The 13,888-nt window shown below is 61.5% G+C and carries 15 protein-coding genes; 5 read left to right on the top strand and 10 right to left on the bottom strand.

Annotation, left to right across the window (positions count from 1 at the left end; genetic code table 11):
* Positions 1–48 precede the first annotated feature (48 nt).
* Complete coding sequence (locus tag FKL89_RS02910) at positions 49–213, top strand: rubredoxin (protein WP_156861222.1); 165 nt, start codon at positions 49–51, stop codon at positions 211–213.
* Positions 214–279: 66 nt separating this feature from the next.
* Here the strand turns inward: FKL89_RS02910 and FKL89_RS02905 are convergent, their stop codons facing one another.
* From FKL89_RS02905 to FKL89_RS02895, 3 genes are read right to left on the bottom strand one after another with little or no spacing between them, the layout of a single operon-like run.
* Positions 280–1,179: a heme o synthase gene (locus FKL89_RS02905; protein ID WP_420361133.1), complete on the bottom strand. Its 900-nt coding sequence runs from the start codon at positions 1,177–1,179 to the stop codon at positions 280–282.
* Complete coding sequence (locus FKL89_RS02900) at positions 1,176–1,682, bottom strand: hypothetical protein (RefSeq protein ID WP_156861220.1); 507 nt, start codon at positions 1,680–1,682, stop codon at positions 1,176–1,178. Before FKL89_RS02900 ends, FKL89_RS02905 begins: the two co-directional genes overlap by 4 nt.
* Positions 1,683–1,696: 14 nt before the next feature.
* Complete coding sequence (locus tag FKL89_RS02895; RefSeq protein WP_156861219.1) at positions 1,697–2,473, bottom strand: SURF1 family protein; 777 nt, start codon at positions 2,471–2,473, stop codon at positions 1,697–1,699.
* Positions 2,474–2,496: 23 nt separating this feature from the next.
* Between FKL89_RS02895 and FKL89_RS02890 the strand changes: the two genes are divergently transcribed.
* Complete coding sequence (locus FKL89_RS02890) at positions 2,497–2,703, top strand: twin transmembrane helix small protein (RefSeq protein WP_156861218.1); 207 nt, start codon at positions 2,497–2,499, stop codon at positions 2,701–2,703.
* Positions 2,704–2,799: 96 nt separating this feature from the next.
* Here FKL89_RS02890 and FKL89_RS02885 read toward each other — a convergent pair whose 3' ends face one another.
* From FKL89_RS02885 to FKL89_RS02855, 7 genes are all read right to left on the bottom strand, one after another.
* The gene (locus FKL89_RS02885; protein WP_156861217.1) at positions 2,800–3,660 is read right to left on the bottom strand and encodes a cytochrome c oxidase subunit 3; all 861 of its coding nucleotides are present in this window, start codon (positions 3,658–3,660) and stop codon (positions 2,800–2,802) included.
* A gap of 32 nt (positions 3,661–3,692) precedes the next feature.
* Positions 3,693–4,274 (bottom strand): cytochrome c oxidase assembly protein, encoded by a 582-nt coding sequence (locus tag FKL89_RS02880; RefSeq protein WP_156861216.1) that lies wholly within the window; start codon positions 4,272–4,274, stop codon positions 3,693–3,695.
* Between the two features lie 16 nt (positions 4,275–4,290).
* On the bottom strand, positions 4,291–4,434 hold the full coding sequence (locus tag FKL89_RS02875; protein ID WP_156861215.1) for a hypothetical protein: 144 nt from the start codon (positions 4,432–4,434) through the stop codon (positions 4,291–4,293).
* 2 nt (positions 4,435–4,436) lie between these two features.
* Positions 4,437–6,041: a cytochrome c oxidase subunit I gene (ctaD, locus tag FKL89_RS02870; RefSeq protein ID WP_156861214.1), complete on the bottom strand. Its 1,605-nt coding sequence runs from the start codon at positions 6,039–6,041 to the stop codon at positions 4,437–4,439.
* Positions 6,042–6,090: 49 nt separating this feature from the next.
* Complete coding sequence (coxB, locus tag FKL89_RS02865) at positions 6,091–7,176, bottom strand: cytochrome c oxidase subunit II (protein WP_238363469.1); 1,086 nt, start codon at positions 7,174–7,176, stop codon at positions 6,091–6,093.
* A gap of 323 nt (positions 7,177–7,499) precedes the next feature.
* Complete coding sequence (locus FKL89_RS02860; protein WP_156861212.1) at positions 7,500–8,438, bottom strand: bifunctional enoyl-CoA hydratase/phosphate acetyltransferase; 939 nt, start codon at positions 8,436–8,438, stop codon at positions 7,500–7,502.
* Between the two features lie 10 nt (positions 8,439–8,448).
* Complete coding sequence (locus tag FKL89_RS02855) at positions 8,449–9,237, bottom strand: IclR family transcriptional regulator (RefSeq protein WP_156861211.1); 789 nt, start codon at positions 9,235–9,237, stop codon at positions 8,449–8,451.
* Between the two features lie 259 nt (positions 9,238–9,496).
* On the opposite strand from FKL89_RS02855, the gene xsc reads away from it, so the two are divergent.
* From xsc to sauS, 3 genes are all read left to right on the top strand, one after another.
* Entirely contained in the window at positions 9,497–11,245 is a 1,749-nt protein-coding gene (gene xsc, locus FKL89_RS02850; protein WP_156864516.1) for a sulfoacetaldehyde acetyltransferase, read from the top strand.
* Positions 11,246–11,441: 196 nt separating this feature from the next.
* Positions 11,442–12,443, top strand: a complete 1,002-nt coding sequence (locus FKL89_RS02845; RefSeq protein ID WP_156861210.1) for a Bug family tripartite tricarboxylate transporter substrate binding protein — start codon at positions 11,442–11,444, stop codon at positions 12,441–12,443.
* Between the two features lie 3 nt (positions 12,444–12,446).
* Positions 12,447–13,883 carry an acylating sulfoacetaldehyde dehydrogenase gene (gene sauS / locus FKL89_RS02840; RefSeq protein ID WP_156861209.1) on the top strand — a complete coding sequence of 479 codons (1,437 nt, stop codon included), beginning with the start codon at positions 12,447–12,449 and terminating at the stop codon, positions 13,881–13,883.
* Positions 13,884–13,888 lie beyond the last annotated feature (5 nt).

The raw sequence follows: 13,888 nt of genomic DNA, 5'->3' as shown, positions 1-13,888 counted from the left end.
CACCTAAAATTGATTGGTTTACCTGAAAGTGGAATCGTTCGAAAAGTCATGAAAAAGTACATGTGCCTGATCTGCGGCTGGATCTACGACGAAGCCGTCGGCTGGCCGGAAGATGGCATCGCGGCCGGCACCAAATGGGACGATATCCCGATGAACTGGACCTGCCCGGAATGCGGTGCGCGCAAGGACGATTTCGAAATGGTGGAGCTGTAGGCTCACCTCGATCCGATCCGCTTCCCGTAGCTATGTTCACGGCCCGACACGCGGGCCGGCATGACGTTATAGCCAGGACAGGTAATGGTCCGCCAGCAACACCGCAAATAACGCCGCCAGATAGGTGAGCGAATAGCGGAACACGCCCTTCGAGCGCGCATCGCTGTACTCGCGGCGCAATTGCCAGACCAGGTAAACGAAGCGCAGCCCCAGACCTAGTGCGACGACGCCGTAGGCGATGCCACTCATCCGGATCGACACTGGCAACAGCGACACCGCAAGCAGCAGCCAGGTGTAGAGCAGCATGTGCAGGATGGTGAACTCACGCCCGTGGGTGACTGGCAGCATTGGCAAACCCGACTTCTCGTAGTCTTCCTGGCGATACAGTGCGAGCGCCCAGAAGTGCGGTGGCGTCCAGGCAAAGATGATGAGGAACAACAGCAGCGCCGGCGCCGATACGTCGTTGGCCACCGCTGCCCAGCCCAGCACTGGCGGCATCGCGCCCGCAGCACCGCCGATGACGATGTTTTGCGGCGTATTGGGCTTTAGATAAAGCGTGTAGATAAACGCGTAGCCAAAGAACGTGGCCAGGGTTAGCGCCCAGGTCAGCACGTTGGTCGTGGTGATCAGTACCGCGCTGCCAACCACGCCAAGCAAGAGCGCAAAGATCACGATCTGCGCGGTGCTCAGTCGCCCCTGCGCGGACGGTCGCCAATCAGTGCGCTTCATGCGGGCATCGACAGCCGCTTCGAGCAGGCAGTTCATGGCAAAACTGGCGCCTGCCAGCAGGGCGATGCCGATGCAGCCGCCGATGACAACGGTTGCTGGCGGGAAACCTTTGTCCACCAGCAGCATGCCGATAAATGAGGTGAATACCGCGAGCGCCGTGACGCGCGGCTTGGTGACTACCCAGTAGTCGTGCCAGGCGGCGCTGGCGGCCGGGCTTGGCTGCTGCATCGCCGTCATCCGATCCTTGACGCCCGCATCAGGCGGCTCAGGTCCTGATTCAGCTTTTTGATGTCCGGACTTTTCGGCCAGAGCATCACCTGGTTGCCGAGCGGATCAATCAGCACCAGTCCACGTTGCTGCGGCACAATCCGGTCGAATTTGCCAGCGCCCGCTTTGGTCAGCAGATCCGGGTGTTGCGATGCAATTTCCGGTTGCAGGTTCTGAATCGTCAGCACGCGGACGACACGATCCCTCTCGCGTCCCAGCATGGTTCGCGCCTGTCGCGTCGCGTATAGCGCCTCGGCGCAAGCAGTGTCGCAAAGAGCCTGCTCCTGCTGAATCAGCAGCCATTTGCCTTTCACCACATCATCACCCAGCAGTACGCGATCCTGCTCACTCATGACCGGTAGAACCGGAAGCAGTTCGCCATAACTCTTGCCACCTTCGGGTTTGATGAAGTAGTAGGCCACCCATGCGGAGACAAACGGCGCCGCGCAAACCAGCGCGACGAGAACAATCATTTTGGTTGAAGACTTCAACGCGAGACCTGTTTTCGAAAACTCAGAACCACAAACAACACCACGGCGAGCGCGGCGAACGAATACCACTGCATCTGGTAGATCAGGTTCTTCTCGTAGTTGGTGCCGGCGGCAGGGCGATCGACACCGGTAAAACCCGGTCCGCCCGTCTGTTCCAGTACGAAAGGCGGGATCTGGTGGCGCCAGCGCTTCGTCAGTTCGTCAATGTTGACATAGTTGAGCCGCGCGCTGTCATCGTTCGCGGCGGTGCCCGGGTTACGCGACGGCGGCAGATTCAGTCGTGCTTCAATGCTGACAACGCCCGCCGGTGATTCAACGTCGGGCAATTTCTCGCGGACCGGCGGTGCGGCTATCCAGCCGCGGTCGAGCAGGTAGTAATGCGGTGCGGGGTTGCCTTCGTCGCCTTGAGCAGCAATCAGTTGCAACACCCCGTAGCCCGCCTTCCCGTCAGAAATCCGGTTGTCGGCGAAAAGTATCGTGTCGGGGAGGAACTTGACGTCCATCCTGACCGGACGGTACCGATCTGCATCGCCGAGCTCGGCAATCCGCGCCAAGCCGTCCGCGGCGAGGGGTGACATCGCACGACCCCGCTCCTGCAATTGCTGTTGCTGCTGACGATAGCTGGCGCGCTCGCCCTGCCAGTTGCCCAGACGGACCGTCAGTGCAACGACAGCGATCGTGAGCAGTGCCGCCCACCAGCGTGGTCGAAATGCCCTGCGCGCCGGCTCCTCGGCCGTGCTGCTCGCACGTAGTTCGGGATCGGGCAGACTCACTCGGGTCTCTCTAAAATATCTGGATGCGCTGGCTGGTCATTCTTTGTCTCATCGCGATCATCGCTTCAATGGCGTCGGCGCTGGTGTTCCTGTTCCGTGACCGCGGCCAGGGGTCGAAGCGCATGCTGCGCGCGTTGACGATACGCGTCGCAATCTCGGTCGGCCTGTTCATTTTCCTGATGGCGGGATACAAATTCGGCTGGATCGGTCCGCAAGGGATCGGTCGCTAGTTCCAGCCGCCCGGAACGCCTGCGGTCAGTCTGTTTGACCCAACCACAAATGCGAAGGCGGCCCCAAGGCCGCCTTGCCAGGATGACCGTGAACGATTACAGCATGTAGACGATCACGAACAGGCCCAACCACACGACGTCAACGAAGTGCCAGTACCAGGCGGCCGCCTCGAATGCGAAATGATGCTCGGCATCGAAATGGCCGCGGATCGCACGCACCAGAATCACCGCCAGCATGATGGCGCCAACCGTCACATGAAAGCCGTGAAAGCCGGTCAGCATGAAGAACGTCGAGCCGAAGATGCCGGTCGTGAGCTTGAGGTTCAGCTCGCTGTAGGCATGCATGTACTCGTAAATCTGGAGCGTCAGGAAGACCGCGCCGAGAACGATCGTGGCAGCCAGCCAGAGAATCAGCTTGCTGCGGTTGCCAGCGATAAGCGCATGATGCGCAATGGTCAGGGTGATGCCCGAAGTCAGCAGCAGCGCGGTATTGATCGCCGGGATGCCCCATGCGCCCATCGGCGAGAACACTTCCTTGATGAACGGGCCGGCGGTGGGCCAGGTACCCGCGAAATCGGGCCAGAGCATCTTTGCGTCCACGCTGCCGAGGTCCGGCACCGAGTGCAGGCGGGCATAGCCCAGGGCGCCGAAGAATGCCGCAAAAAACATCACCTCGGAGAAGATGAACCAGCTCATGCTCCAGCGGAACGAGGTGTCAACGTTCTTGCCGTACAGACGACCTTCGCTCTCGCGGATCACAGTCCCAAACCAGCCGAACAGCATGATGAGCAGGATCACGAAACCGGCGCCCAGTACTGGCAGCCCCCAGGGCAGGCTGTTCATGCTGCCGACAGCGCCAAACGCCAGCGTCAACAGTGCAGCGCTGCCGACCAGCGGCCAGTGCGACGGGGAGGGTACGAAATATTTGCCACTGCTGGCAGCTGGAGAAGCACTCATCGTGAGCTCGCTAGGTAAGGTATCGAAAAGGTTTAACCGGGTGCCGATGCAGTTGCACCGGATTCCAGTTTGCCAGGGGGTGCTACGACAGCGGCAGGCCCGGACCCCGGCAGTTCAAAAAATGTGTAGGACAGTGTGATGGTGTTGACGTCCTTGGGCAATTTCGGATCGACCACGAAGACAACCGGCATCTGACGCGACTCTTCAGCCGCAAAAGCCTGCTTGGTGAAGCAGAAGCACTCCAGCTTGCGAAAATATTCCGCCGCACTGCTTGGCCCATAACTCGGCACTGCCTGCCCCGTCATGGCCCGCGACGTCTTGTTCCGAACCTCGTACACCACCGACGCCAGCTCACCCGGATGCAAGTTCATCGAGGTCACCGCAGGTTTGAACGACCACGGCAGATTTTGCGTATTGGCGTCGAATTCCACACGAACGGTTCGTGACGTATCGACCTGGGTATTTTTGACCTGCTCCGGTTTCATGAAATCGTTGACGCCAGTGACTTCGCAAATCTTCTTGTAGATAGGCACCAGCGCAAAGCCGAACGCGAACATGACCGCAACGAATACGGCCAGCTTGCGCAAAGTGACTTTGTTGTCAAACGAAAACATGGGAAACCAGCTGCCCTCAGTGCGTTCTGGCGTACCAGACCGAAAGGGCGATAGTAAGCGCCACCGCACCCAGAATCCAACCGGTGATCAGGTTGCGGCGGCGGCGCGTGGCCTCCGCCGCGTCACTGACTGTCACTGATTTGCTGCTGGCAGCGGTCATGGCTATTTGAATGCGGGCGGCGTCTCAAAGGTGTGATACGGAGCGGGCGACGGCACCGTCCACTCCAGCCCTTCCGCCCCATCCCACGGCTTGGCGGCCGCACGCACGCCGCTCTTGCCGGTGATCATGCGAATGACGATGATGATGAAGAAGATTTGCGCCGTTCCGAACAGGAAGGCACCGACCGAGGACACCATGTTCCACTCGGCAAACTGCATTGAGTAGTCCGGAATACGGCGCGGCATGCCGGCCAAGCCGAGGAAGTGCTGCGGGAAAAAGGTGATGTTGAAAGCGATCAGCGACCACCAGAAGTGGATCTTGCCGAGCTTCTCCTCATACATCCAGCCAGTCCACTTCGGGCCCCAGTAATACACGGCCGCAAATGCAGAGAACAGCGCGCCCGCGACCATCACGTAGTGGAAGTGGGCGACAACGTAGTAGGTGTCGTGCAGCTGGATGTCCACGGGCGTCAGCGACAGCACAAGGCCCGTGAAGCCACCCAGTGTGAACAGGAACAGGAAGCCGAGGCAAAACAGCATCGGTGTTTCGAGCGTAATCGAACCGCGCCACATTGTTGCGAGCCAGTTGAATACCTTGACGCCGGTGGGCACGGCGATCAGCATGGTAGCGAACATGAAGTAGAGCTGCCCGGCCACTGGCAGGCCCGTCGTGTACATATGGTGTGCCCATACGATGAACGACAGGATTGCGATTGAGGCAGTCGCGTAGACCATCGACGCGTAGCCGAACAGCGGCTTGCGCGAGAACGCCGGAATGATCTGGGACACAACGCCAAAGGCCGGCAATGCGATGATGTAAACCTCGGGGTGACCAAAGAACCAGAAGATGTGCTGGAACATGACCGGATCACCGCCACCAGCAGCGTTGAAGAAGGTGGTACCGAAGTGACGGTCGGTCAGCAGCATGGTCACCGCACCAGCAAGAACAGGCATGGTTGCAATCAGCAGAAAGGCCGTGATCAGCCAGGTCCATGCAAACATCGGCATCTTCATCATCGTCATGCCAGGAGTGCGCATGTTGAGGATGGTGGTGATGATGTTGATCGAGCCCATGATCGACGAGGCACCCATGATGTGCACCGCAAAGATCATCATGTCCATGCCCATCCCCGCCTGCACTGAAAGCGGAGGATAGAGCGTCCAGCCACCAGCCGCAGCGCCGCCTGGGACAAAGAATGAACCGATCAGCAGGATCGCGGCTGGCGGAAGCAGCCAGAACGACCAGTTGTTCATGCGGGCAAAGGCCATATCAGGCGCACCGAGCTGCAGCGGCAGCATCCAGTTCGCGAAGCCCACAAAGGCCGGCATGATGGCGCCGAAGATCATCACGATGCCATGCAGCGTCGTCAACTGGTTGAACAGTTCCGGACGCACAACCTGCAGACCGGGCTCGAACAGCTCGGCACGAATCAAGAGCGCCATGATGCCGCCGGAAATGAACATCGCGAAGCTGAACCACAGGTACATCGAGCCGATGTCCTTGTGATTGGTCGTCGTCAGAAAGCGTGTGATGCCGGTCGGATGATGATCATGATGATCGTCGTGGCCGGGATTGTGATGCGCTGGATCGTGCGGAATGCTTGCCATTTTCTTGCCTGCTCCTGAATTCTCTTTATCTCTTGGTCGCTAGCTGCGCTTACGATCCAGCCGGTAGCTGACCGCCATTGCGAGCCTTGGCAAAGTCAACCGGCTGCGCGAATTCCGCCGCCTTGTTCGACCAGGTGCTGCGAGTGAAAGCCATCACGCCAGCCAGATCCTTATCGCTCAAATGCTTGAACGAGGCCATTGCGGTGCCCGGCTTGCCGTTGAGAAGGAGTGCAATCTGCCCATCCTTGCCACCGTTCACAATCTTGGAGCCATCCAGCGCCGGGAAGGTGCCGGGGACGCCCTTGCCAGTCGGTTGATGACAGCCCTGACAGCCACCCAACCCCTCATAGACGGTCTTGCCGTGCGCGACCAGCTCATCCCGCGTGTAGGTCTTGGTGTCGACGACCACAGCGGTTGCCGCCGCCTTGCCGACGCCGTACTTGTCTTTCTGCGTTGCGAGCCATTTGTCGTAGTCAGCCTGAGTCTTGACTTCGACCACGATGGGCATGAACCCGTGCTCCTTGCCGCACAGCTCAGCGCAGTTGCCGCGATAAATGCCGGGACGGTCGGCCCGGAACCACGCGTCACGAATAAAGCCCGGCACCGCGTCCTGCTTGACGCCCAACGCTGGAACCCACCAGGCGTGAATCACATCGTTTGCCGTCAACAGCACGCGAATTTTTTTGCCGACCGGCACCACCAACGGATTGTCCACTTCCAGAAGGTAATTTTCACCCTTTTTCTCGCCGCCCTTGATCTGCGCCAGTGGCGTCGACAGGTTGGAAACGAAGCCGAAGCCATCGTTCAGATAGTCATAGCCCCATTTCCACTGGTAAGCGGTGATCTTGACCGTCATTTCCGGCGCGGAGCTGTCGCGCATATCCAGCACAGCCTTGGTGGCCGGGAAGGCCATAGCCAGCAGGATGAAGAACGGAACGATGGTCCAGACCGCCTCTACCGTCGCACTTTCGTGGAACTGGGCGGCCTTGTGCCCTTTGCTCTTGCGGTGGGCGTAGAGCGAGTAGAACATGACGCCAAATACGCCAACGAAGATCACTACACAGATCAACGTGATCAGCGTGTGCAGGTCGAACATCTGTTGGGCCACCGAGGAATTCGGCGCTTGCAGGTTCATCTTCCAATCGGCACTTGCGATCAACGGCAACATCGCCGCACCAAGGGCCGACGCGCGCGTCGCAGACGCCCATTTGCTGGACGCATGGGCGCGCCAGTTTTGTTTGCCAGTTTCCACCGAATCCATCCCGTTTCGCACGACTACACCCCAATATCACGGCCAGCTGCTGGTGCAGCTCCGTGTCCCGTAATGGCCAGCACTGCTCCGGTGCTGGTACAGAAACGCGCCCCCGCCTGTCTGCTACTGCAGCCGTACTGCAGATCGGTTCAGATCACTATCGCGGCGGAGCCCCGAAAAACCTTGGAAGTTTAACAAATTGGCCTTCACGCTTGATCCAGCGCAAGGATATTGGCGAGCGCGCAGGACGCGATGCGGCTGAAAGCCGAATCGGCCCGGCTGGTCAAAACCACAGGCACCCGGGCGCCAAGCACCACGCCAGCACACTCGGCGCCGGCCAGATAAATGAGGCTCTTGTAGAGGATGTTGCCAGCGTTGAGATCCGGCACCAGCAGGATGTCCGGGTCGCCAGCGACCGTTGAAACCAGCCCCTTGGTTCGCGCTGCCGCCGCTGAAATCGCATTGTCAAAGCCAAACGGGCCTTCGACAACGGCATCGCCAAACATGCCTTGCCCGGCCAGGGCAACCAGCTCCCGGGCGTCAAGCGTGGCCGGAATCGCCTGATTGACCGTTTCGATGGCGGTGACGACGGCCAGCTTGGGGCGCGCGACGCCGAGTTGCCGGAACACTTCGCAGGCCGCCACAGCGGCATCCGTCTTGGTGCGCAGATCCGGGCTGATGTTGACCACGGCATCGGTGACGCCCAGCAATTTGTGATAACGCGGCACGTCGAAGGCGAAGGTGTGGGTCAACCGACGGGCGCCGCGCAAACCGCCATCGCGGGCGAGGACAGCGCTCAGAAGCTCGTCGCTGTGCAGGCTGCCCTTCATCAGTACCTGCATGGCGCCGCCCGCTGCGTCGGCGACGGCCCGCCGCGCCGCATCGACCGGTAAGGGGCCGCATTCAACGAAGTCAACGGTATCAGCGGCCAGATCAAGCTCGGCCTTCGCAGCAATGGTCCGCAGCTCGCTCACGGGGCCATACAGCACCGGTCGAATCAGGCCGAATGCGGCCGCGTCCAGCGTGGCTTTCAGCGCCGATGCCTCGCAGGGATAGACAACCGCAGTGGTCATCGGTGTCTGCGCCTGCGCCCGCTCGATCAGTGCCAGCAACCGCGGGTGAGTACCGGTCGTCAGTGACGGCATGATGCAGCCGCTACCAGTCGAGCGTCTGGCCGATCTGCTCCGCCGCTTCTTTCAGCGCCGGATAAAACTCAACCGCCTGCGCCACATTCATCCGCGACACCGGCCCATGTACCGCCACGGCCGCAACAACGCGCTCCTGGTCGTTCATCACCGGCACCGCCAGACAGCAAATGCCGGCCAGATATTCCTCGTTGTCCACCGCGTATCCGCTGCGGCGGATCTTGGTGAACTCCAGCTCCAGTTGCCGCAGCGACGTCAAGGTGTTTTTCGTGTGCGCGATCAGCGGCGCACTGGTCAACAGACGGTCGCGCATCCGCTTCGGCGAGTGGGCGAGGAACAGCTTGCCGCTGGCACTGGCATAGAGCGGCACCTTGGAACCCGCGTGCAGATTGATGCGCAGCGGCCATGACGACTCGACACGGTCGAGATACATCACGTAGTGGCCATTGGGGATGGTCAGGTTGCAGGTTTCGCCCACCTTCTCCACCAGCTCTTCAAGAATGGCGCGGCGCGCTGAACGATGCGGCGAATGCAGCAGCACGTTGGCGGCCAGGTTGGCCAGCCGTTCGCCCGGCACATAGCGCTTGGCGTCGGGCTCGCGCAACAGCATGCCAGCTTCTTCCAGCGTGGTCAGGATGCGAAATACCGTTGGCTTCGGCAGGCTGACCGCCTGCATGATCTCGGTCAGACTCACAGAGCGTTCGCTGTTGGCAACGAATTCCATCACCGCCAGCGAGCGGAGCGCCGCTGATCCCGCCTCGCGACCGTCGCGGTGCGCCTCGTCCTGTTCTGCCGACATCTTATGACCCTAAGTTATTCGAAGGCGCATTATGCACAAACCAACCTTATCGGCAAAAAATGAAACTCTGAGATTCGTTTTTCGCGCCGCTCATCATGCCTGAATTCCGGCCACGCGCAAACTTCCGCCATTCCAGATGACTTCACCACAAAGGTCAGCCATGACAAAAGCTACGAAGAAGAAACCCGCTCCGACCGCCAAGCGCCGCGCACCCGCCGCCCCGAAAGTCGATCGTCGTGTCACCCAAGGCAAGACGCGCATGACGCCGTCCGAAGCCTTTGTCGAAACGCTGGTCGCACAGGGCGTGACCGACGTGTTCGGCATCGTCGGGTCGGCCTACATGGACGCGCTTGACCTCTTCCCGAGCGCTGGTATCCGCTTCATCTCGGTGGCGCACGAGCAGGGCGCTGGCCACATGGCCGATGGTTACTCGCGCGTTTCCGGACGACACGGCGTCTGCATCGCGCAGAACGGCCCCGGCATAACCAACTTCGTCACTGCGACTGCGGCGGCCTATTGGGCTCACTCGCCGGTGGTAGTCATCACCCCGGAGACCGGCTCGATGACCCTGGGCCTCGGCGGTTTTCAGGAGACCGAGCAACTGCCGATCTTCTCCAAGATCACCAAGTTCCAGTCGCATGTCAACAACAAGTTGCGCATGGCGGAGCTGACCGCGCGCGCTTTCGACCGTGCCCACATCGAGCTGGGGCCGACCCAGCTGAATATTCCGCGCGACTTTTTCTACGGTGATGGTGAATACGAAATTCCGTCGCCGATCGTGGTTGAGCGCGGCGTCGGTGGTGAAAAGGCGCTGGATGACGCCGCCGAGCTGCTCTCGAAGGCGAAGTTCCCGGTCATTCTTGCTGGCGGCGGCGTGATCATGGCCAACGGCATGGACGCTGCAGTCAAACTCGCCGAACTGCTTGACGCTCCCGTCTGCAACAGCTATCTGCACAACGACAGCTTCCCGGCCGCGCATCGGCTGTGGTGTGGCCCGCTCGGCTATCAGGGCTCGAAGGCTGCGATGAAGTTGATCAGCAAAGCCGACGTGGTGCTCGCGCTCGGCACCCGGCTGGGGCCGTTCGGCACGCTGCCGCAGCATGGTCTCGACTATTGGCCGAAAAACGCGAAGATCATCCAGATTGACGCCGACGCCAAGATGCTGGGACTTGTGAAGAAAATCTCGGTCGGCATTTGCGGCGATGCCCGCGCGGCTGCGCTGGCGCTCGCGGCGCGGCTCAAGGGCAAGTCACTCGTCTGCCACGGCAACCGCGACGCACGACTCGCAGCCGTTGCCAAAGAAAAGAAGACCTGGGAGAAAGAGCTCGACGGCTGGACGCAGGAGCGTGACGCCTATTCGCTGGAGGTCTCCGCTGCATCCCGCTACATGCATCCACGGCAGATGCTGCGCGAGCTGGAAAAAGCGATGCCCGCCCGCGCGATGGTGTCGACCGACATCGGCAACATCTGCTCGGTGTCGAACAGTTATCTGCGTTTCAACGAGCCACGCTCGATGTTCGCAGCGATGAGCTTCGGCAACTGCGGTTACGCCTTTCCGACCATCATCGGCGCCAAGCTGGCGGCGCCCGACCGGCCAGCCATCGCCTATGTCGGCGACGGCGCGTGGGGCATCAGCTTCAACGAGGTGCAGACCTGCGTGCGCGAGAACATCCCCGTCACCGCAGTGGTGTTCAACAACGGCCAGTGGGGCGCCGAGAAGAAGAATCACGTCGATTTCTACAACCGCCGCTATCTCGGCGTCGGTCTCGACAACCAGCCGCACTGGGCCAACGTGGCCGTAGCCATGGGCGCTGAGGGCCTGCGCATCGACGAGCTTTCCGACGTCGGCCCGGCGCTGCGCGAGGCCTGCGAGGCGCAGAAGCGCGGCAAAACCACCATCCTCGAAGTGATGGTGACCAAGGAGCTGGGCGACCCGTTCCGCCGTGATGCGCTGGCGCTGCCAACACGCTTCCTGCAGAAGTACAAGCACACCGAGATCAAACGCTAGCGTTGTCAGCGCGATCCGCAGAGGCAGTCAGGAGGGATTGCTTCTGCAACAACGCTGCTCGATGAGTGCTGGCAGGGATTGCGCCAATGACGTCGTCATCGCGGTCAGCTAGTATCAGCAGTGAAGCGTTGCAATCGCCTGGGCAAATTGACTGGCGCCATTGCGCCGCAAAGCCGTTTCACACGAGGAGGTAGTTGTGTCCCGTCTGTCGTATGTTGCGCGATCCATCTCTGCCACGCTGGCGGGCGTGGCGCTGGTCGCTTTGAGCTTTTCGCAAACGGCGCAGGCGCAGGCCTGGCCGACCAAACCGGTCAAGCTGATCAATCCGTTCCCCGCTGGCGGCGGTACCGATACCTTCGCCCGTCCGCTGTCGGCGCAGCTGACCAAGCAGACTGGCCAGCAGTTCATCGTTGAGAACATCGGCGGCGCCGGTGGCACCGTGGGAGCAGCCCAAGCCGCACGCGCGGCGCCGGATGGCTACACCTTTCTGATTGGCGCCGTGCATCACAGCATCGCACCGTCGATTTACCCGAAGCTTTCCTACGACATCGAGAAGGACTTCGTGCCGGTCACGCTGCTGGCGATCATGCCTTTCGTCATCGCGGCGCAGCCGAACAAGTTGCCCAATGTGAAGACGGTCAAGGACCTGGTCGACTACGCCAAGGCCAATCCCGGCAAGCTCAATTTCGGCTCGCCCGGCTCCGGCACGTCGCAACACCTGACCGGTGAGCTGTTCAAGCTCGGACAGGGTGTTGATATCGTGCACGTGCCCTACAAAGGCATGGGCCCGGCGATGCAGGACTTCCTCGGCGGCTCGCTGGATGTGCTGATCGACGGCATGAGCGCCACCGCCGCGCAAATCCGCTCCGGCAAGGCGCGCCCGCTCGGCCTGATGGCTGCGCAACGCTCGCCGCAATATCCAGACATCCCGACGCTCGCCGAGCAGGGCTTCCCGAACAGCGAAGTCTCGCAGTGGTACGCCGTGTGGGCCGTGAAGGGCACACCGCCTGACATCGTGGACAAGATGTACAAGGAAATCGTCAAGGCGCTGGAAGACCCGGCCATCAAAACCAACTGGGCCAACGCGGCGGCGGATGCGGGCGGAATGCCGCCAGCCGAATTCGGCAAGTTCGTGAAAGCCGAGATGGAGCGCTGGGCGAAGGTGGCGAAAGCCTCGGGCGCGAAAGTGGACAACTAGACAGTGTCGCAATCTCGTGAAGCAGAGGTCATTGCCGGGCTAGTCGCGAAGGCACGGGCTGCGCAAACGATCGCCGATGGTTATGACCAGGCCGGCGCCGACCGCCTGGTGGCGGCGGCTGCGTGGGCGATCATGGAGCCCGTTCGCAACCGCGCACTGGCGGAGCTGGCGGTACGCGACACCGGCCTCGGCAATGTGCCCGACAAGATCCAGAAGAACCATCGCAAGACGCTGGGCCTGATCCGCGATCTGAGCGGCGCCAAGTCCGTTGGCGTCATTGCTGACGACGCGGCGCTCGGCGTCACCGAAATCGCACGGCCGGCCGGCGTGGTGGGGGCTATCACACCCTCGACCAACCCCGGCGCGACGCCGGCCAACATGATCATCAATGCGATGAAGGGCCGCAACGCCATCATCCTCGCGCCGTCGCCCAAGGGCTGTTCCACGGCCGCGCTGTTGCTCAGCTACGTGCATGAAGAATTCGACCGCATCGGCGCGCCACGTGACCTGGTGCAACTGCTGCCCGCACCGGTCAACAAGGCGCTGACCAACGAACTGCTGCAGCAGGTGGACCTGGTCGTCGCCACCGGCTCGCAGGCCAACATCAAGGCCGCCTATTCGAGCGGCACGCCGGCGTTCGGCGTTGGCGCCGGCAATGTGTCGGTAATCGTGCATCGCAGTGCGGACCTCGCCGCGGCGGCCGAGCGCATCGTGCGCTCCAAGACGTTCGACAATGCCACCAGCTGCTCCAGCGAGAACAGCGTCGTGATCGAGGCGGCCGTGTATCAGCCGATGTTCGCGGCGCTGGCAGCGCAGGGTTGCGTACTGCTCAGTGGCGACGAAAAGGCGCAACTGCAAGCCGCCCTGTTCCCGGCGGGCAAGCTCTCGGGCGACCTCACCGCGAAGACAGCCGGCGACATCGCGCTGGCGGCCGGCCTTGCGCGTGCCGCCAACGCCCGCGTACTGATGGTTGAGGAAAGCGGCGTCGGGCCAGAATTTCCGTTCTCCGGCGAGAAACTGTCGCCGGTGCTCACCGTTTACCGCGCCGACGGCTTCGACGCCGCAGCCGCGCAGGTGGCAGCAATCTACAGCCATCAGGGCGCTGGCCACTCGGTCGGGCTGCATGCCGCGCCGGAAGCGGCAGACGCGCTGGCGCTGCAACTGGGGCTCACGCTCCCGGTCGCCCGTGTGATCGTCAATCAGGCGCACTGCATTGCCACCGGCGGCAGCTTCGATAACGGCCTGCCGTTTTCGCTGTCGATGGGGTGCGGCACCTGGGGCGGCAACAGTTTCTCCGAGAACCTTGGCTACCGGCATTTCCTCAACATCACCCGCATCGCACGGCCGATCGCCCCGCGCAATGCAAGTGCTGACGCGCTGCTCGGTGCGTATCTCGCGGAGACCGGTCGCAACGGAGCAGCTTTTTCACTGAAGCCCTGATCTTG

Origin of the sequence: Casimicrobium huifangae, assembly GCF_009746125.1 — a bacterium.
Lineage (GTDB): Bacteria > Pseudomonadota > Gammaproteobacteria > Burkholderiales > Casimicrobiaceae > Casimicrobium > Casimicrobium huifangae.
Note: the sequence above shows the minus strand (reverse complement) of the source record. Positions and strands in the feature narration are given on the sequence as shown.